The sequence below is a fragment of the Vibrio sp. N418 genome (assembly GCF_000222565.1).
Taxonomy (GTDB): Bacteria; Pseudomonadota; Gammaproteobacteria; order Enterobacterales; family Vibrionaceae; genus Vibrio; species Vibrio scophthalmi.
Genome location: NZ_AFWD01000053.1, coordinates 36,422 through 57,006 on the forward strand (window position 1 = coordinate 36,422; position 20,585 = coordinate 57,006).

A 20,585-nucleotide genomic window follows, 5' to 3' on the forward strand; every position below is an offset into this window, starting at 1 on the left:
ATTTTTAGAATATTATAAAAGCATGGTGGTTATTTGTTCACTCTAATGACATCGGTCTGCATTTCAATGTAATTTGGCTGTGTTTCTCGTAACGTGACTTGCATGCTTCCCAGATCGGTTAGGCTACTAATATGACTTCCACCGCAAGGCATTGTGGCTTTATTGGTTTCGCCAAGATCACACTGCCAGTAGCGAGAGTCCGTTAAGTTTTGCCCATCGCAGATCATTTCAACGGCAGATGACAATTCAATCCATTCTCTAACTTGTTGATTAACAAGTTCTTCTATGGATATTAGTTGTTCTACCATCTCTGCACTATTCAAACCACGCTTACGTAATGTCTTACCTAGGCGGTAGCTATCAAGGCATCGATCCGGTGTGACAAAACTGGTTTCTTGCGCATAGCTATTGAAATCGTTGTAGCCGTGCGGATCTTTACGGTCTGCCTCTTTACGCCAGTAACCTTGAGTCGAAAGCACTTTGTTGAGTGCTAAGAAAGCTAAATGTCCTGCGCTGTGACCGCGGCTCAAAGACTGCTGGTAAGCTTTATCGACTACCAAGGTCACTTTATCACCAACATTGAGTGTGTATTCGTCGCTAGCGTCTAAACAATGCACAACCACAAACACCCAGCCCGGTTCATTACGTTTTACGGTAATAGCCTTATCAACACACAACTGGCCGCTGCTCAGTTCTACCGCTCCAACAAGGCAATCGACGATCGGGATTTGTTGCGATCCAATAGTGATAAAACCACGATCGGCAGGGTGATCAGGCCAAATATGGCTAACTGGATGAAATGGGGTTTGATCGGTAACGAGATACAGACGCTGATCCTCGCGTTCAACAAGTTGAACTGTCGCGTCTAATTGCCATGTTTGGTGGCAAAATTGTGTCATGGTTGCGGTTACAGGGGTCACTACTGATACGGTCATTACATTAAACGTCCTAACTGAGTTGCAAACAAAATGTGCAGGTATAAAAAAAGCGCCTCTATTGTAGGCGCTTTTCTATTTAAACGATCAAACGAGCGTTATTTTTTACGATTCTTAACCATGCTCATCATGCGTTTACGGTTACGCTCTTGAGATAGTGTCATCTTAGTTGTTTTGCCTTCGAACGGGTTTTCACTGTTCTGGAACTGAATACGGATCGGTGTACCCATGATCTCTAGCGATTTACGGTAGTAGTTCATCAAGAAACGCTTGTATGAATCAGGCAGTTCTTTCACTTGGTTACCGTGAATAACGATGATTGGTGGGTTGTAACCACCCGCGTGCGCATATTTCAGTTTCACACGGCGGCCACGTACCATTGGTGGTTGGTGATCATCGGTTGCGTTTTTCATGATGCGTGTCAGAACAGAAGTACCTACACGTGTCGTTGCCGAGTTGTATGCTTCTTGTACTGATTCAAACAAGTGACCCACACCCGTGCCATGCAATGCAGAGATGAAGTGGATACGAGCAAAGTCAACGAAACCTAAACGGCGATCAAGCTCTTTCTTCACTTGCTCTTTCACGTCGTTGTTTAGACCATCCCACTTGTTTACTGCAAGTACGATTGAACGACCAGAGTTTAGCGCAAAGCCAAGTAGGCTTAGGTCTTGATCTGAAATGTTTTCACGCGCGTCGATAACCAATAGTACAACGTTGGCATCTTCAATCGCTTTCAATGTTTTAACAACTGAGAACTTCTCAACCGTCTCATTGATATTTTTGCGACGACGAATACCTGCCGTATCGATCAATACGTATTCACGACCATCACGCTCCATTGGGATGTAGATAGAGTCACGAGTAGTACCAGGCATGTCATACACAACCACACGTTCTTCACCAAGAATACGGTTAGTTAGTGTTGATTTACCTACGTTTGGACGACCGATGATTGCCATTTTGATTGGCTGATCTTGTAGACGCTTGAATTCTTCTTCTGCTTCTTCTTCAGTGTAATCTAGCTTCTCTTCGTCTTCATCGATGAAGTCAGTTAGGTCTTCGATTTCACCTTCGCCCTTTTGATCTTCGATCATTTTTTCAGCGAATGGATTCAAAGCAAGGTCAATTAGCTGACCAACACCACGACCATGAGCCGCTGCGATTTGGTACATGTCACCCATGCCAAGCTGCCAGAAATCGGCGCTTGCTGCATCAGGGTCGATACCATCAACTTTGTTTACTACCAGCATCGCTGGTTTTTCAATCTTACGTAAATGCGCTGCAATTGCTTGGTCAGCTGGCGTTAAGCCCGCGCGACCATCAACAAGGAATAGCACCACGTCGGCTTCATCAATCGCGGCTAACGACTGTTGTGCCATTTTGGTTTCTACACCTTCTTCCGAGCCATCAATACCACCGGTATCGATCACGATGAAATCATGCTCACCAAGCTTCGCTTGGCCATATTTACGGTCACGAGTTAAGCCAGGGAAGTCCGCTACAAGCGCATCACGCGTGCGAGTTAAGCGGTTAAACAACGTAGACTTACCTACGTTAGGACGCCCTACCAGAGCAACAACAGGAACCATAACAACCTCTACAATATTCTTTTCTTATGTAGTTATAGGTAACGACTGGCAACTTTGCTTATTGCCAAGTTCATTACCAAATAGTTACCTATAACCACAATTTCAGGATTAAACACTTGTTTTATATGAACAAAACGGCCCCTATCTGTCACCAGAAAGGAGCCGAATGTGAATTATATCACGAAATTATTGACTGATCGTTAGTTTCTTTACATCGCCATCGCGAGTGATAATTACGTAACCATCATCCAATTGCACTGGCGGTACAGCAAAGCCGCTGCTGTCCACTTCTTGTTGTGCAACAAACTCACCCGTTGAGCGGTCAAGCCAGTAAAGGTAGCCTTCACTGTCGCCAACTACGAGGTAGTTATCAATAATCTCTGGAGCGGTCACTAAGCGGTGTTCAAGCTGCTTATTGCTCCATAACTCCGTACCGCTGCGTGCATCAACAGCAACAATATGGTCTTTATCGGTCACTACGAACAAACTACGACCATCGCTGGTCAAATCCGTCGCCGATGAGTAACTGCGTTTCCAGGCCGGTTGGCCTGAGCGCAAATCAATCGCCGTTAGCTGGCCATTGTAACCGACAATATATAGGGTGCTACCAAGTACCACTGGAGAGGCATCAACATCAACGATGCGATCGATTTCTGTCGCCCCTTTTGGCGTACCAATCGGTTGTTGCCAAATCAGCTGACCACGTTGAACAATTGCCGCCGCAAGACGACCATTGGCGGTACCCCAGAATACGCCGCCAGAAACGGTCACAGGAGTACTATTACCACGTAGCGTTAGGTTAGGCACTTCCGTGCCGATGGCCCACTGTTGCTCACCAGTAACTTGGTTCAGCGCCAGCAAAAAGCCTTCGCTGGTATGAACAAGGACTAAGTTTTCATCCGTGACTGGCGCTGCTAACACTTCACCTTGAACACTGACGCGCCAAATAAGCTCGCCGGTCTCTTGGTTAAGCGCAATCACTTCGCCATTTTCACTGCCGATAAACAGTTTGTCGTAAGCCGCGGTAATGCCACCAGAAAGACGTGCTGGCACATCCTCTTCTAGCTCAGCTTGCCATAATGTTTCGCCACTTTCAGGATTGAGTGCTTTAACCACGCCATCACGACTCGCAACAAACACCTTGCCATAAGCAAATTCAGGAGAGAGTTTCGAGAAGTATTGGTCAACACCATCTCCTACTGAAGCACTCCACACTGAGGTTGGCGTAAACTCACTATCAACTTGCGGCACTGGTGCCATGATGATGGTGTCTTCTTCACTCGCACAACCGGCTAGCACACCGACAATCGCAACGGCAGTTAATGCCTTGTTCAGCATTTTCTTCATCCAAAAAGCCCTTACTTGGCGAGATCATCCAATTTCATTTTCAGCACTTCTGTTGCATCACCTGCTTGTTGAGCTTCGGTGTATGCAGCATACGCACCTTCTTTGTCGCCTTTGCGCAGTAAGATGTCGCCTTTTAGTTCTTCAACACGGCCAGTCCAACCAGCATCAGTGATGTTTGCTAGTTGAGCAATTGCGCTATCAAAATCACCTTGCTCTGCTTGTAAACGTGCAAGACGGAAGTTAATAACCGCAAGTAGTGCTTGGTCTTGAGTTGCGTCTTTTGCCCATTGTAGTTGGGTGATCGCCTCATCCAATTGGTTCGCTTCCACTTGTACTTTCGCTAACTGAAGCGCGGCAAGAATGCTGTATTCTGTTTTGCCGTTCGCTTCAATAAAGGTTTGTACTTGTGTTTCAGCTTGAGCGCCGCTCGCCGCTAAGCTTTCCATTGCTTTAGTGTAGCTTTCAGAAGCCGCTTCTTGAGCCGCTAAAGTTGTATCTTGGTAATAGCGCCAGCCAAACAAACCACCTAGGCCAATAACCGCGCCAAAGATCACGGCTTTGCCGTTCTCTTTCCACCAATCTTTGATCGCTTCAACTTGTTGTTCTTCGGTATCGTAGAGTTCCACTTCCTGTCCTCTTAAACTTATGCCAATGCCATCAATAGGAGACGCGCGACATTAACATTTAAAAATGGCGACGTTGATCGCCACTTTGTTGAATATAAATTTGCTTAGATTAAATCAGCCAATTTAGTGATAACTTCTGCTTGGGTGTAAGTTTCTTGTGTGCCGCCAACCAAGTCTTTCAATACCACTGTGTTGTCTGCTACTTCATTTTCACCTAGCACAAGCGCAACAATCGCACCCACTTTATCTGCACGTTTAAACTGCTTCTTAAAGTTGCCACCACCAAAGTGGTTCATTACACGTAGGCCTGGTACTTGTCCGCGTAGCTGTTCAGACAGCTTCATACCCGCCATCATAGTACCTTCACCAGCGGTAACCATGTAAACATCTACACTGCGACGTACATCAGTCAGCTCTAGTGTTTCAAGCATCAATACTAGACGCTCAAGACCCATAGCAAAGCCAACTGCTGGTGTTGCTTTTCCGCCTAGTTGTTCAACAAGACCATCGTAACGACCACCACCACAAACGGTGCCTTGAGAACCTAGGCTCTCAGTGATCCATTCAAATACTGTGCGGTTGTAGTAATCAAGGCCACGAACTAAACGCTCGTTAACTTTGTATTCGATACCTGCAGCATCAAGAAGTTCACATAGACCTGCAAAGTGAGCTTTAGATTCTTCGCCTAAGTACTCAGAAAGACGAGGCGCATCACCTAAAATAGCCTGAACGTCAGGGTTTTTCGTATCCAGAACACGCAGTGGGTTCGTGTGCATGCGACGCTTACAATCTTCGTCGAGCACATCGATGTGTTGCTCAAGGAACGCCACCAATGCAGTACGGTACACTGCGCGATCTTCTTGAGAACCGATAGAGTTAAGCTCAAGACGAACATGTTCATTGATACCCAGATCACGCCATAGACGTGCTGTCATCATAATAAGCTCAGCATCAACATCTGGACCATTTAGGCCAAACACCTCAACACCACACTGGTGGAATTGACGGTAACGACCTTTCTGTGGACGCTCATGGCGGAACATAGGCCCCATGTACCACAGACGCTGTTCGTCACGGTTGATCAGGCTGTTTTGAATACATGCACGTACACAACCCGCAGTACCTTCAGGACGAAGTGTTAGGCTATCGCCGTTACGATCATCAAAGGTGTACATTTCTTTTGAAACGACATCTGTCTCTTCACCAACCGCGCGGCTGAATAGGTTTGTCTCTTCAACGATTGGCATGCGCACTTCGTTATAACCGTATGCGCTAACTACGTTTTTCACTGTGTTTTCAAGTTTTTGCCACAGTGGTGATTGAGTTGGAAGGCAGTCGTTCATGCCTCGGATTGCTTGAATAGTTTTTGCCACAATAATTACCGTAATTTGTATTACTTCGTTGAGATTTAATCTTGTACTTTAATGTTGATGCGGTTGCTCTCGTCCATAAGTGCGGCTTTGGCGCGGATCTTCGCTTCCAAAGTGGCCACGAGGTCTTGGTTATCAAGACGCTCTTTCTGGCGCTTACCATCTTCATAGAAGGCACTTTTGTTGCTGCTGCCCGCTAGACCAAGATGAGAAACTTCCGCTTCACCCGGACCGTTCACCACACAACCAATGATCGAAACGTCCATTGGCGTAATAATGTCTTCTAAGCGCTCTTCAAGCGCATTCACTGTATTAATCACATCAAATTCTTGACGTGAACAGCTTGGACAAGCAATAAAGTTGATACCACGTGAGCGGATGCGCAGTGATTTCAAAATATCGAAGCCCACTTTGATCTCTTCAACAGGGTTTGCTGCCAAAGAGATGCGTAACGTATCACCGATGCCTTCTGCCAACAGCATACCGAGACCAACGGATGACTTAACCGCACCCGCTCGAGCGCCACCAGCTTCTGTAATACCTAAGTGCAGCGGTTGATCAATCTGCTTCGCTAGCAAACGATATGAATCGACGGCAAGGAAGACGTCTGATGCTTTCACGCTGACTTTGAATTGGTCGAAGTTAAGGCGATCAAGGATATCAACATGACGCATGGCAGATTCAACCAAAGCTTCCGGTGTTGGCTCGCGATACTTCATCTGGATTTCTTTTTCCAGTGAACCACCGTTAACACCGATGCGAATTGGGATATTTTTATCACGAGCGCAATCAACAACCGCGCGAATACGCTCTTCATTGCCGATATTGCCCGGGTTGATACGTAAACAGTCAACACCGTACTCTGCCACTTTTAAGGCAATGCGGTAATCAAAGTGAATATCTGCCACTAACGGCACATTCACTTGCTGTTTGATCAATTTGAATGCTTCAGCAGCATCCATCGTCGGGACTGAAACGCGTACGATATCCGCACCGACATTTTCCAACGCTCGAATTTGTGCAACAGTCGCTTCCACGTCTGTTGTTCTGGTGTTCGTCATTGATTGCACCGCAATCGGCGCGCCGTCACCAATAGGCACATCGCCCACGTAAATTCGAGTCGATGGGCGACGTTTGATAGGGGATTCGTATTGCATAATCGTGTCTAAGGTAAGGTGAATCTTGCTACTTTGCCTGCAGTATACCCAGAAAGGTCGACAGGTTCACTCGCTAATGTGATAGAAACGTTTTCCGGTGCGCCTAAAATAACTTTATAAGGCTTCTTACCTTCAACTTCTAATGTTTGTCCGGCTTTTTTGATGCCTGACGTCAATGTTTTGCCCGCAGCATCTTTCACTTGAACCCAGCAATCATCGCTAAAGTTCATTTGCATAAGGTTTGCGTTCACAGCCGCAGGCGTCGTTGTTTCGTTGACGCTTTCAGTTGCGGTAGCCTCATCTTCGACCTTCGCCTCTGAATCAGTGGTTGTATCGCCTGCGTCGTTCGCTGCCTCTGCTGAGTTTTCAATCGTAGAGGTCGCAAGCTCATCTGTTGCTGGCTCTAATTCATCGACCTGTGGTGCTTGTTCTTCTGCCGTTAATGCGTTTTCCGCTTCGGTCACCGATTGCATGCTGACTTCTGGCGCTGGAGCCACCACCGCCGGTTGCTCTTCAACCGCTATCTCAACCACATCTTTTTGTTGATTCTGCCACCACCAAACTGAAGAGATGGCAACGATGACCGCCAAGATACCCCAAGTGAGTGCCATGATACGGCTGTCATGTTTTTCACGATTAGTCTTACGCGAGAAACTTTTCATGGTTTGTTCTTGTGGCTGAGTGCCCATTCGCTCATCGAGAGCGGCTAACACGACCGCCTCATCGATACCAACAATTTTGGCATAAGAGCGTAAGTAACCACGCGTGAAAGTGGCGACTTGATCCGCCTCAAACTGGTTACTTTCAATTTGTTCGATAAGCGTAAGACGCAAACGCAAACGGTCAGCGACTTGCTTCTTTGATAGGCCAAGCTCTTCACGTTTCTGTTTAAGAATGGTGCCCGCTTCTACTAGGATGGTATCTACATTGTCGTCTGTAACTGGGGTTGGTTGATCCGTGTTCATATTATCAATTTCTCTGGTTTACGTTGGGTGCACCATTTTTATTATTTTTCGTTATCGGTGAGTGGTACCCAATGTCATTTAATTCGTTTATATATCTACCGATTTAAGGCATCTTTTTAGCAAGATAGTTCAGTCACTACGTCGGTAAATCTCGTCTTCTTGTCCTCAACCGCATTTGGGTAAATGAACAAACTCACTCAACAGGCAATGCGGCTATGAGTATGACTGTTAATTCTAATAGATATCAGGCATGAAACAACACAACTAAGATAGATAAATTACAGCAAGCTCAAGGTTTTTCTAAAAATTGACATTCTAAGTGACTAAAAAGGTAACAAACTTCGACAAATATCGCCTTACGTAGATTATTTTCCTTTTTTCAGAAAGCAAAAAAGCCAGAGCGATGCTCTGGCTTTTTCAAATTTGACTCAATTATAGCGCTTTGATGTCGATACTTTCGCCTTTCGCGGCTTTTGCTATCGCAGTACGTTTTGTACGGTCGATAACGTCACCCACTAGCTGACCACATGCGGCATCAATATCATCGCCACGGGTTTTACGAGTCGTCACGGTGTGCTCGTATTGCATCAAGGTTTTTTGGAAACGGTCGATGCGTGAGTTGCTTGGCTTTTTGTATGGTGAACCTGGGTACGGGTTAAACGGAATCAGGTTAATCTTACAAGGTGTATCCTTCATCAACTCTGCCAGTTCATGGGCGTGTTCAGTACCATCGTTAATATGGTCAAGCAAAACATACTCTACCGTCACTCGGCCACGGTTGGCATTTGATGATGCGATATAACGACGTACTGACGCGAGGAACTCTTGAATATCCCAACGGTCATTGATTGGCATGATTTCGCTACGTAGCTTATCGTTTGGCGCGTGTAGTGAGATCGCAAGTGCCACGTCAATTTTGCCGGTCATTTGGTCAAGACCCGATACAACACCTGATGTTGATACCGTAACGCGACGCTTAGACAAACCAAAACCAAGATCGTCCAACATGATTTCCAATGCTGGAATCAAGTTTTTCATGTTCAGTAGCGGCTCACCCATACCCATCATTACCACGTTGGTAATTGGACGGCGGCCCGTTTCTTTTTGCAGACCGATTTCACGCGCTGCACGCCATACCTGACCGATGATTTCCGATACTTTCAGGTTGCGGTTAAAGCCTTGCTGAGCAGTTGAACAGAATTTACATTCCAGTGCACAACCTACCTGAGAAGAAACACATAGTGTTGCGCGGTCATCTTCAGGGATGTATACGGTTTCAACGTCTTGATCACCCACTCGCATTGCCCATTTAATGGTGCCATCCGATGAGTGTTGAGCTTCTGAAACAACTGGTGCTTTAATTTCGCAGCGTTGTTTTAGTTTCTCACGTAATACTTTGTTGATGTTGTTCATGTTGTCGAAATCGTCAACACCAAAATGGTAGATCCACTTCATCACCTGTTCGGCGCGGAATGCTTTTTCATTTAATTCTTCAGCAAAGAATGTACGCAATCCTTGGCGATCGAAATCGAGCAGGTTGATTTTTTCAGAGGTCATGGTGTCTCTCAAGCAACGGAACAATTATTTAGGGCGCGGATTTTACAGCCTTTAGCCAGTGACAACAAGTGTGACAAGCGTCTGTTTTTGCTAAGGCATTAAAATAGCAGTGATTAAACTTTAACCAGCTGAATTAACCGGCCGATTGTTTTATCTGTTCAACAATAGCCTTTAAGCCATTGCCGCGAGATGGGCTTAGGTGGGCAATTAAACCCAATTGGTCGAAGTAAGCATCAATATCAAACGCTTGAATTTGGGCACTGTTTTTGCCATTAAATGCCGCTAACACTAAGGCAATCAGGCCACGTACAATGCGGGCATCTGAATCGGCACAAAAGTACCATACGCCATCAACTTGCTCGCTCACCAGCCAAACTTGGCTTTCACAACCTGAGACGGTGACTTGCTCTGACTTTAGCTCTTCTGGCATCACTGGTAGCTTTTTGCCCCACTGAATCACCTGACGATAACGATCTTCCCAACCACGAAAGTTCTGCATCACTTGTGCAATTTGCTCCGCCGTAATGTTCTCAGCAGTGGAACTATTGCCAAAAGGGCATGAAGGAAACGATGACATAACCACTCTCCTACTTCGCGTGTTTCTGGATCAGTTTTTCAATAATGCGTGACACGGCAACAAAGCCGAATGTCGCCGTCACCACCGTCGCCGCGCCAAAGCCGCTCGCACAATCCATACGTTTTGGACCTTCCGCGGTCGCTTTCACACCACACACTGAGCCGTCGGCTTGTGGATATTTCAGCTGTTCGGTTGAAAATACGCAGTCGATGTTGAATTTACGCTGCGGATTCTTCGGAAAATTATGATGACGACGCAAGGTGTCTTTGATTTTTTTCGCCAACGGATCTTGGATAGTCTTGGTTAAATCGGCAATTTTGATTTGCGTCGGATCGGTTTGACCACCCGCACCACCCGTGGTGATGACCTTGATTTTGTTGCTACGGCAGTAAGCCAACAGTGACGCTTTCGCTTTGACACTATCAATTGCATCCAGCACATAATCGTACTCTTTCGTGAGGTACTCATGCTGATTATCCGGGGTAATAAAATCATCGATAAGGTTGATCTTACACTCTGGGTTGATCAACTTAACGCGTTCTGCCATCACTTCAATTTTGCTTTGTCCTACCGTTCCACTCATCGCATGGATTTGACGGTTGATATTGGTCACGCACACGTCGTCCATATCAATCAGTGTCAACTCACCCACACCACTGCGCGCTAAGGCTTCTACAGCCCACGAACCAACACCACCAATACCAATCACACACACGTGTGCAGCTCGGAGGATCTCCACTTCGCTGTTGCCATATAAACGACGAGTACCACCAAAACGCTGGTTGTAGTTATCTGAAGCTGGAGTGTCTAATTCACGCATAACGCAAAGCCTGTAAATCGGTTACAAAAACAAAGAGTGCGTTTTATACGCACTCTTTATTGAAATGTCTATAGTCGTCCGAAATGACGCTAATAGGTATTGATTAGTTTAGTTTCTCAGGCGGCATCGCCCAAGGCGCTTGGGTTGCAGAACCTTCTAAACCCAACTTCCAAACGCGACCAAAGTGTTTGTAATGACCCGCTTCAGTGCCAGCACGAGCCCCCATACCATGGTACAAATCAAGATGGTTTTGTTTCACCGCACCACCGGTGTCTAATACGATGAGCAAACGAAGTTGGTGGGCCCCACTCCACGTTCCATCAGCATTTAACAGTGGTACTTCAGCCAGCAGCGGCGTACCCATTGGCAAAATAGAGCGGTCACCCGCTACCGACGCCATTGGCAGTAGTGGAATACCGGCCGACCCCGTTACTGGAGCATCTGCTCGCGGAGCAAAAAAGACATATGATGGGTTTTGCTCTAACAGTTCACGCACGGTCGCTTCATCATTGGCAAGCACCCAATCTTTGATCGCTTTCATCGACATTTTTTCACGCGATACTTCGCCGCGCTCAATTAGAACACGGCCAATACTGACGTAAGCTTTGTTGTTTTTGCCACCATAAGCGAAGTATTCCAATGAGTCGTCGTCTTCAAAGTGAACAAAGCCACTGCCTTGTACTTCCATTAAAAATGGGTCGATTCGGTTAGCGGCATAGCCAAGCTCTAACCCCTGACCATCGAGCGCACCGGCGTTAATTTCCGCACGAGTTGGGCAATCAGCGGCACAGGCTGGTTTGGCATAAACAGGGAATTTAAATTGCTCATTCGCTTGATGGCGCAGTTCCATCACTGGTGAAAAGTAACCGGTAAACAGCACGTTGCCCTTTTTATCACCACCGCCTAATTGCGCGGTTTGAATATCAAAATTGGCCAACTCATTCGGGTTACCACTTTCTAATACCCACTCATTGAGCTTTTCATACAGCGGTTGATAAATCTTGGCCATTGACGGTGATTTTTCGACTACTTGCTCCGCTTGCTTATGAAATTCAGTAAAATCACGGCTACTGTTTGACTGCACTGAATCAACGCGATTAAGCGTGGTTTTAAATTCGCCATCGCGGTATTGCTGAGCAAGTTCGGTTGGCTGAGCGCAGCCAAATAGCAACGAGGCCGTTGCCAAGAAAAGGTATTTTTTCATTACGAATAAGAGTCCATTAACGCCAAGTCCTGAGCATGACAAACTCTTACTAGCTGAGTCAACGCAAGGATCGTTAATGAGTGTGAATTTTAAAGAGTTTTGACATAAACCGGCTGATAAGCCACCTTGGTGTCCAGCTTCATTGAACTAAAGTTACCAAGGCCAAAGCGAAAAACCCGCTCCTCAGTGCCATGTTGATAGCGGAATGTCTCGCCATCAAAACTGAATTTTGTGCTTACGACGCCCCCGTTCACGGTCACGCCTGACTGATTAATCACGATATTCTCAGCTAAGTACGGAGCGACGTTATCTTCTACCCAAGTGCCATAAATAAGCGTAGGGGGGTGCGATACTTGCTGATATTTGTTATTGAGCCACAAGCCACCTTGAACAATCCCATAGGCACATATCAATGCAACCACCAAAGCTGCGACATTCATCCATTTACGTGGAAAGAAACGGCCACTTTGAGCTTGTTTAGCTGTTATATTATTTTTGACGCTAATATTCATAAACCAATGACCTAATGGGGAAAATTATTCTATAGCATGCTCTTTTCATGCTCACAATCTCACAAAAGTGTTTATTGGGTCTCTATTCCAAAAAACCGCTTGCCTAATTGAGAATAAATTTGCACTATAATCACATATAAATTCACAAATGGATTGTAATGTGAAAATACGTAGCACCGCATTAGTTAAAGGATTTCGCCAATCAACACCTTATGTCAATGCTCACCGAGGGAAAACCATGGTGGTCATGCTGGGGGGTGAAGCGTTTGCTGATGATAACTTTAAAAATATTATCAGTGACTTAGCCTTACTCCACAGTTTGGGAGTTAAGATCGTTTTGGTGCATGGTGCGCGACCACAAATCAACGCTATTTTAGCCAAAAATCAAATCACGAACGACTACCATAAAGGCGTTCGCATCACTGATGAAACCAGTTTGTCGCTAGTTATGCAGGCTGCGGGGCAATTACAGCTTGCCATTACCGCCCAGCTCTCGATGAGCTTAAGCAACACGCCGATGGCCGGGACACAACTCAATGTGGTTAGCGGGAACTTTGTTATCGCTCAACCTCTTGGCGTGGATGATGGCGTCGATTACTGCCACAGTGGTCGCATTCGTCGTATCGATATTCAAGGCATCAACCGTATGCTCGATCAAGGTTCGATTGTGCTGCTTGGCCCTATCGCTAGCTCTGTGACTGGCGAGTCATTCAATCTACTTTCTGAAGAAGTCGCCACTCAAGTCGCGATCCGTTTGAATGCTGACAAGCTGATTGGCTTTTGTTCTGAGCAAGGCATCATCGATGAAAATGGTTCTGTCGTCGCAGAGCTTGTGCCGCGAGAAGCAGAAAGTGTGTTAGCGAAATTAGAAACCGATGTTGACTATTCTCACGACAGCGCCTCAGGGACACTGCGTTTTCTTCGCGCAGCCATTACCGCCTGCCGCGCCGGTGTGCCACGTAGCCACCTTGTTAGCTACAAAGAAGATGGCGCGTTAATCCAAGAACTGTTCTCTATTGATGGTATTGGTACCCAAATTGTTTATGCCAGCTCTGAACGCGTGCGCGTTGCCAACATTGATGATATCGGCGGCATCCTCGATTTAATTCGCCCACTGGAAGAGCAAGGCATTCTCGTGCGCCGTTCGCGTGAGCAGTTGGAGCAAGAAATTCATCAATTCACCATCATTGAAAAAGATGGCCTGATTATCGGCTGTGCTGCCCTGTATCCTTATCTTGATGACAGCATGGCAGAAATGGCTTGTGTGGCAATCCATAAAGATTATCGCGATGGCAACCGTGGCTTGATTTTACTCAATTATATGAAGCAGCAGTGCCGCCAAGAAGGGATTAATCAGTTGTTTGTGTTAACCACACACAGTCTGCATTGGTTTAGGGAGCAAGGTTTCTATGAGGTCGGGGTGGAGCAATTGCCATCACAAAAGCAAAACCTATATAACTATCAAAGAAACTCAAAAATATTGGCCACTCGCACCTAGAATTAAACTCTGAACTAACTTGTTAAAAATCCAGCAAAAACAGTTCAATATTTAACAAAAATGGCCACTTTCCGTGGCCATTGTTGGTTTTTGTCTCAAATATAAGCTTTATTTCATATTCTTTGTTGGTTACTATTTGCCCGCATCACATTACTTCGCACTATTGATTGGATTCAATATCAACTAGCTTGCTAGACCGCACGGATTGCTTTGGTAGATATCAACGTCAACTAAGAGCATCAATATGAAAACTATAATTTGTAATTCTCTACAGAGCTTCTGGGATATGGCAGAAAACGAACTGCTGATCGGCCTTGATGTGCACTGTGTGTTTCCCACCTCAGATCGACTAAAGAAGTTTATTCTCGACTATCAACAAAAGTACCAAATACGCAGTATCTCTTTTACCGCCGCTTTTAACTCGGTTAACTAACTTTATTCACTGCGACACCAAGGATGGTGACAAAATCTCCGCTCATTAACCTTTTAATCTCATCACCAAACCACTTGCACGCTCTGTCATCACTTTAATCCCTCGTTTAACCACCTCTGGCTGTGCATACAATGCCAATCGCTTTTTGGCGCGAGTAATGCCGGTATAAATCAACTCACGAGTTAAAATAGGGCTAAAGTCTTTTGGCAGAATCATTACGGTAAATTCAAATTCGCTGCCTTGTGACTTATGTACCGTCATCGCATAAGCGGTTTGATGCTCTGGTACGCGGCTTGGCAACACCGATTTGACACTGCCATCTGGTAATTCAAAAAACACTTTTAAACGCGGTTCTGCGAGTGAATCATCCAGCATACAAATACCAATATCACCGTTATACAAACCTAAAGCATGATCGTTACGAGTGATCATCACCGGGCGGCCGTGATACCAAAGTTCATCTTGAGTTTGGATGCGTTTTCGCGCCACCAGCGCGCGCTCAACTCGGTGATTTAAACCACTCACGCCAAAGTCCCCTTCACGCATCGCACACAATAAGCGACAGCGCGCAAAAGCATCTAACCCTGCTTTGGCTTGTTGGGTAATACTTTCTATTTCACCACTGTCAGGGTGAACTAAGCGTTGGGCAATACGTTTAAGATAGTGGCTGTATTCCGCCACCATGGTTTGGATTAGCTGATTGTAGTGCTGCATATCAAGCGGGAACTGTTCGATATCGTCAAAACCGCGCTGCCATACCGCATCTAATTGATAGGCCGATCCGGAGTTGACCGCCTTTGCCAACTGACCAATGCCTGAACGCGCATCGAAGCGATAGCTTTTTTGTAGCATACACAAGCTATCCCCAACTCGACTGCCTTTGTTGTTTTGATTGGCTGTCGCTAAGGTTGTATAACCGGATAATTGTGCGATCAATTCACCTTGTGCACTGCTGTAACCAGAATGATAGAAAGAACAGATATCGCCAAGTACCGCCCCAGCTTCGACCGAGGCAAGCTGATCTTTATCACCCAATAAAATCAAACGGGCATGCTTTGGCAAAGCATCCACTACCTTGTACATCATCGGCAAATCGACCATCGAGGCTTCATCCACCACTAAGATATCAAGATGTAGCGGGTTCGCTTGGTTGTGACGAAATTCAGCGCTGTTTGGCAATGCGCCCAACAATCGATGCAAGGTGCTGGATTCGGTTGGGATCGCCGCTTTCAGCTCTGGGCTAACCGGCAGTTGGTCGACCGCTTTACCAATCGATTCGGTCAAGCGCGCCGCTGCTTTACCCGTCGGTGCCACCAGCTTAATCGTTGGGGTGTGATCACTCTGTTCAGCCTGCTCAATCAGGGCTGCCAGTAGTTTAGTTACCGTGGTCGTTTTACCAGTACCAGGGCCTCCCGATATCACTGCAAAGCGCTTAGTGAGTGCAATCGCCGCCGCCACTTTCTGCCAGTTAACACACGCCGCCTGAGGAACAAGTTGCTCCAGTGGCGCTAACTGTTCAGCACGTGTGGCTTGCAACAACACTTGATCAATTGCGCTCCAATCCAGCTGGCTTTCATCGACCACATCAAGGTGATCGCACACCATTTGCTGGCGCTGTACCTGATTTAATCCACTCGAACGCGATAAGGCGGAAAACAAGAAATGGTCACTGCGCGCAAACAAGTGATCGAGCAATTTGGCGAGTTTTTGTACTTCGGTAGGCTTTAGGATCATGGCAACCCCAAAGCTGGTTAACTTATCTGCCAATGTCACTTCATAGTGCCAATAACGGTGTAGATAGAGTCTTTCACCATCAAACACCAAAGGCAATGGATCAGCATTGTGTGCGACTGGCTTACTCACCCATGGCGACTGTTGCAGCAACGCAGCCCAATCAATGGATAAGAGTTGTTGGTTTAATGCTAATGCCGCCTCGCCATATAAGCCTATTTTAGCGGCAAGATCGACCGCTTGCCCTTGCATATCATGCAGTGGCAAACAGATGTGCCCCTTGCCTAGCTCACTGCTGAGGACACCCGCGATAAACGCAAGTTCAACATGCTGAGATTTGGCCGCAATAAAGCGCGCAAATTGATAATCAAGCTGACGTATTGAGCCCTTTTCGGCTAAGCGCTTGAGAGTAAGCATTAATCCACTCATAGACCTAACTCCATTTGCCCTGCCGCGTTGTCGCGTCTTTCCACTATCTCGCCATCAATCAATTTGTCTAACTCAGTTAAAAATTCAAAACTTGGTTTTGCGGAGAAAATGCCGTGTTGACCTTCGCCATCCATACCACGCAAAAACAGATAATAGACACCACCAAAATGGCGCTGATAATCATAATCCGCTACTCGACTACGTAAAAAACGATGCAGTGCCAGCGCGTAAATTTGGTATTGCAGATCGTAACGGTGATCCGCCATCGCTTGGCGTAAAGCATCACCATGATAATCGGCAATCTCATCGCCTAAATGGTTCGATTTCCAGTCCAGTACGTAGTATTTACCTTGATGCTCAAACACTAAGTCGATAAAACCTTTCAACATCCCCTGCACGGTTTGGAAGCCGAGATCGCCCGCTTTGGCTGACAATGGATCGTTACGTTGAATCACCCGGTTGAGTTCTGCCGAAGCCAATACTTCAATCGGCAGTAAGAATTCCATTTCCACCAAACGCTGCGCGGGTCCTTTTTGATTGAGGCGCAGATCTTTACCGTCCAATGGAGTCGCTAATACGGTATCAACCAGTTGTTGCAAGATTGGCAGCCACTCTAATTCGAGCTGTTCACTCTCCATCAGTGCCATTATTTTGGCTTGGTTCTCTTCACTGTTCGCCGGCTGAGTAAACTCCACCTCTTCAAACAGCGTGTGCAAGAATGTGCCTGGACGTGCACCGCGAGGGAAGGTAAAGATTGAACGTTCAGGTTCAACTAACTCTTGTTCATCTTGCTCACCGGAGGAGTCAACATCGAGTCTTAATAGCTCACTAGAGGTGTCATCATGGTGGTGAGAGCCTTGTTTTACTAAACCAGAGTAACTGGTGATGCGCCAAGCACGATCAATCGCTTGGCTGAGTGTTTTGGCATGTAAGGTATGTTCAATTTCATCATCAGTCACAAAGGTTTGCTGATGCGATTCGGGTAATCCTTGCAGTGCAACGCACGATAATCCTTTAGTTTGCAACTCAATCGCTTGGGTAAGATCATTCACGCCACCTGCTTGGCCATTTTGCAATAAATAGCCCATGGCACTGTGATGTACACCCGTTGGTTCTTTGGTTGAACGGCCATTACGTAGCGGCGCAGCACCAATAAAACAGCCGTAAACGGCACGGGTTAATGCTACGTAGATCAAACGCAAGTCTTCCGCGAGACGCTCTTTATCCGCTTGCGCTAACGCGGCTTTATCTTGGTTGATATCCAAAATGGTGCGATCGCTTTCGGCGTCGTAATATTTGGCTTCACTCGCTTCGCGATAGCTCAATACAAACGGCAAAAAGACCAAGTCATATTCCAAACCTTTCGACTTATGGATAGTGACGATCTGCACCAAATTACGCTCAGATTCCAAACGCTGAATTTGGTCTTCGCTACCACCAAGGCCATTTTGCGCATCGCTAATCGCTTGTGCGAGCCAACGCAGCAAACCATGATCACTGTCGAGTTCACCACTGGCTTGCTGTAATAACTCACCTAAATGCATCAAATCAGTCAGGTTACGCTCGCCACTTTCCTCTTCTAGTAAACGCTCAGCGACATGACGCTTACTCATGACCGCGCGCAGCATCGGTAACACGCCACGCTGTAACCATAACTTGCGGTACTCTTTGTATTCATTCACCGCGTTTTCCCAAGCGGTTTCATCGTTGTTGAGCGCATCTAAACTGCCCGCATCGAGAGCGAACAATTCTGACGCCAAGCTGGCGCGCAGTGCACGATCGTTTTCTGGGGTTAAGACCGCTTGCAGCAGGCGCTGTACATCTTGCGCTACCGCCGAACTAAATACGCTGTCACGGTTAGAGAGATAAACGCTGGCAATGCCTTGTTTAGCAAGCGCCTCTTTAACCATGCGGCCTTCATTACCGGTGCGCACCAATACAGCAATATCGCCGGCTTGAATCGCCTTATCACCTTTATCACTACTAAAATGCGCTTGTTGCTGCTGTGAAGCGCTTAAAATGGTCTGGATTTGATCGGCAGTGGCTTGCGACATCGCTTTAAGATATTCACCTTTAGCCAGTGGCTTTTCTTCCGCTTCTTGTAACCAATAGGTCAACGCGGGTTGAGTTTTTCCGCTTAGTGACCACGCACGTTTATCGGCACTTGGGCTAGCCGCAACGGCAAGAAAAGGAATGTCTTGATCGTAGATAAAGGCGCTATCTGGCAAGGCAAATACTTGATTTACTGCCGCGACCATATCGGCACTCGAACGCCAGTTAGTACCCAGAGTGAAATGCGAGGAAACCTGATTACGCGCTTTGATGTAGGTAAAAATATCCGCACCACGGAAGCCGTAAATCGCCTGCTTGGGATCACCGATCATAAATAAACCGCACTCAGGATGAGAGAGGTAAATTCGGCTGAAAATGCTGTATTGCAGAGGATCGGTATCTTGGAATTCATCGATCATCGCCACCGGATATAAACTGCGAATACGATCAGCTAATGCACCGAGTTCATCAGCGTCCATCGCGGCAGATAAGTTGGTCAGCAGATCATCAAACGATAACCACTGCTTTTGCTGTTTCGCTTTCGCTAAGCTAACACGACAATGCTCAATCGCATGGGCCAATAGTGGCGCTTTTAAGCTGATCGGCTGGCTAATAAAAGCTTCAACTTGAGCAAAGACAACGTGCTCAGGCGCTTTGCCTTTAGGGGTTTTCTCAATCAACACATTTTGCGCAAAGCGCTCTAGCTGCTCAGGAAACTCGTAACCGTTGGTCTCACTGCTTGCCCAAGCGCCGACGGCTTCTAACCAAGTTGGCAAGGACTTTTTGGTGTAGCTGCGTTTGTTGATATCAGACTCACTAATCAACGCTAGGAAGTCATCGCTACTTTCTCGCCACTGCGCTTTTAGCTGATCAATTTTAGCCAGATTCTGCTGATGTAATTCACTCAAGTCACCTTGCATCGCCGCCACCGAAAGTTGCAGGGGCGCCCCAGTTAAGTAACGAGAAACATCACCTAACAAAGCGGCTGGCGAACTCCAAATTGAACGCACTTCACCCGCCAGTTTTAGTGGCAATGGGTAGAAGTTACGACGCCAATAGTCCGCAACGACTTGCGCTTTAAGATGGCTTTCATCGGTGACAAATTCGTTGTTAAAACGGCTGCCTGATTCAAAGGCATTTTGCGTGAGCATGCGCTGACAGAAACCGTGAATGGTATACACCGCCGCTTCGTCCATTTGTCGTTCAGCTTGCAGCAAGATCATCGCCGCTTGTTTATGGTCATCAATCTCGGCGAGTAAAGGTTTGATCACGGGATCACGGCTTTCACCGCGAGCAAAGGCTAATCGCGCATCATGAATACGCGCGCGAATACGATCGCGCAACTCAGCGGTTGCTGCTTCAGTAAAGGTCACCACCAAAATTTGATCGACCGTTAATGGCGTTTGATGGCGACTCTCGCCACTTCCGTGCCCTAACAATAAACGCAAATAGAGCCCGGCAATGGTGAAGGTTTTCCCCGTCCCCGCCGAAGCTTCGATAAGTCGCGCACCATGCAACGGAAATGTCATGGTATCTAGTGAGGTGACAACTGAACACGATGTCATAACAATCAAACCTTTATGTAACTTCTGAATCAATTCATTCACACTTCGAGTGTGACCTAGCCTTGATATTGAGTGTTTAACTGCCGCTAAATCTAAAGTGGCAGATTTAATGGGAGCGCTCTCACAGAACCTCCCCCAGTTAAGCTTTACTATCCGCGCCACGTGTTGAGCAAGGTATCAACTTCGCTGCAACCCACCGAATAATGGTCCCTCTG

The 20,585-nt window shown here is 46.6% G+C and carries 16 protein-coding genes; 2 read left to right on the plus strand and 14 right to left on the minus strand.

The window, feature by feature from the left end; all coding sequences use genetic code 11:
• Positions 1 to 29: 29 nt before the first annotated feature.
• The 12 genes from RH86_RS11235 to RH86_RS11290 all read right to left on the minus strand — a co-directional run bounded on the left by RH86_RS11235 (position 30) and on the right by RH86_RS11290 (position 12,662).
• Positions 30 to 935 (minus strand): metal-dependent hydrolase, encoded by a 906-nt coding sequence (locus RH86_RS11235; RefSeq protein ID WP_009386275.1) that lies wholly within the window; start codon positions 933 to 935, stop codon positions 30 to 32.
• 98 nt (positions 936 to 1,033) lie between these two features.
• Positions 1,034 to 2,527, minus strand: a complete 1,494-nt coding sequence (gene der, locus RH86_RS11240; RefSeq protein WP_005594220.1) for a ribosome biogenesis GTPase Der — start codon at positions 2,525 to 2,527, stop codon at positions 1,034 to 1,036.
• Between the two features lie 186 nt (positions 2,528 to 2,713).
• Complete coding sequence (bamB, locus tag RH86_RS11245; protein ID WP_005594219.1) at positions 2,714 to 3,874, minus strand: outer membrane protein assembly factor BamB; 1,161 nt, start codon at positions 3,872 to 3,874, stop codon at positions 2,714 to 2,716.
• A gap of 11 nt (positions 3,875 to 3,885) precedes the next feature.
• Complete coding sequence (locus RH86_RS11250; RefSeq protein ID WP_009386276.1) at positions 3,886 to 4,500, minus strand: YfgM family protein; 615 nt, start codon at positions 4,498 to 4,500, stop codon at positions 3,886 to 3,888.
• 104 nt (positions 4,501 to 4,604) lie between these two features.
• Positions 4,605 to 5,873, minus strand: a complete 1,269-nt coding sequence (gene hisS, locus RH86_RS11255) for a histidine--tRNA ligase (RefSeq protein ID WP_005594216.1) — start codon at positions 5,871 to 5,873, stop codon at positions 4,605 to 4,607.
• Between the two features lie 35 nt (positions 5,874 to 5,908).
• Positions 5,909 to 7,027 carry a flavodoxin-dependent (E)-4-hydroxy-3-methylbut-2-enyl-diphosphate synthase gene (gene ispG, locus RH86_RS11260; RefSeq protein WP_005594214.1) on the minus strand — a complete coding sequence of 373 codons (1,119 nt, stop codon included), beginning with the start codon at positions 7,025 to 7,027 and terminating at the stop codon, positions 5,909 to 5,911.
• Positions 7,028 to 7,035: 8 nt separating this feature from the next.
• Entirely contained in the window at positions 7,036 to 7,992 is a 957-nt protein-coding gene (gene rodZ / locus RH86_RS11265; RefSeq protein WP_009386278.1) for a cytoskeleton protein RodZ, read from the minus strand.
• Positions 7,993 to 8,424: 432 nt separating this feature from the next.
• Positions 8,425 to 9,549 carry a bifunctional tRNA (adenosine(37)-C2)-methyltransferase TrmG/ribosomal RNA large subunit methyltransferase RlmN gene (locus tag RH86_RS11270; RefSeq protein WP_005594211.1) on the minus strand — a complete coding sequence of 375 codons (1,125 nt, stop codon included), beginning with the start codon at positions 9,547 to 9,549 and terminating at the stop codon, positions 8,425 to 8,427.
• Between the two features lie 133 nt (positions 9,550 to 9,682).
• Positions 9,683 to 10,126, minus strand: coding sequence for a cysteine desulfurase sulfur acceptor subunit CsdE (gene csdE / locus RH86_RS11275; protein ID WP_005594209.1), 444 nt, complete (start codon positions 10,124 to 10,126; stop codon positions 9,683 to 9,685).
• Between the two features lie 10 nt (positions 10,127 to 10,136).
• Positions 10,137 to 10,946, minus strand: a complete 810-nt coding sequence (gene tcdA / locus RH86_RS11280; RefSeq protein WP_005594207.1) for a tRNA cyclic N6-threonylcarbamoyladenosine(37) synthase TcdA — start codon at positions 10,944 to 10,946, stop codon at positions 10,137 to 10,139.
• Between the two features lie 103 nt (positions 10,947 to 11,049).
• Positions 11,050 to 12,150, minus strand: coding sequence for a murein transglycosylase A (mltA, locus tag RH86_RS11285; protein ID WP_005594206.1), 1,101 nt, complete (start codon positions 12,148 to 12,150; stop codon positions 11,050 to 11,052).
• An 89-nt stretch (positions 12,151 to 12,239) separates the two neighbouring features.
• Positions 12,240 to 12,662 (minus strand): DUF2850 domain-containing protein, encoded by a 423-nt coding sequence (locus RH86_RS11290; protein WP_009386279.1) that lies wholly within the window; start codon positions 12,660 to 12,662, stop codon positions 12,240 to 12,242.
• A 160-nt stretch (positions 12,663 to 12,822) separates the two neighbouring features.
• On the opposite strand from RH86_RS11290, the gene argA reads away from it, so the two are divergent.
• The gene (gene argA, locus RH86_RS11295; RefSeq protein ID WP_009386280.1) at positions 12,823 to 14,160 is read left to right on the plus strand and encodes an amino-acid N-acetyltransferase; all 1,338 of its coding nucleotides are present in this window, start codon (positions 12,823 to 12,825) and stop codon (positions 14,158 to 14,160) included.
• A 244-nt stretch (positions 14,161 to 14,404) separates the two neighbouring features.
• Entirely contained in the window at positions 14,405 to 14,593 is a 189-nt protein-coding gene (locus RH86_RS11300) for a hypothetical protein (RefSeq protein ID WP_009386281.1), read from the plus strand.
• A gap of 45 nt (positions 14,594 to 14,638) precedes the next feature.
• Here RH86_RS11300 and recD read toward each other — a convergent pair whose 3' ends face one another.
• Together recD and recB are read right to left on the minus strand one after the other, a co-directional pair.
• On the minus strand, positions 14,639 to 16,753 hold the full coding sequence (recD, locus tag RH86_RS11305) for an exodeoxyribonuclease V subunit alpha (protein WP_009386282.1): 2,115 nt from the start codon (positions 16,751 to 16,753) through the stop codon (positions 14,639 to 14,641).
• The gene (gene recB / locus RH86_RS11310; protein ID WP_009386283.1) at positions 16,750 to 20,370 is read right to left on the minus strand and encodes an exodeoxyribonuclease V subunit beta; all 3,621 of its coding nucleotides are present in this window, start codon (positions 20,368 to 20,370) and stop codon (positions 16,750 to 16,752) included. The genes recD and recB overlap by 4 nt, the downstream gene beginning before the upstream one ends.
• Positions 20,371 to 20,585: the final 215 nt, after the last annotated feature.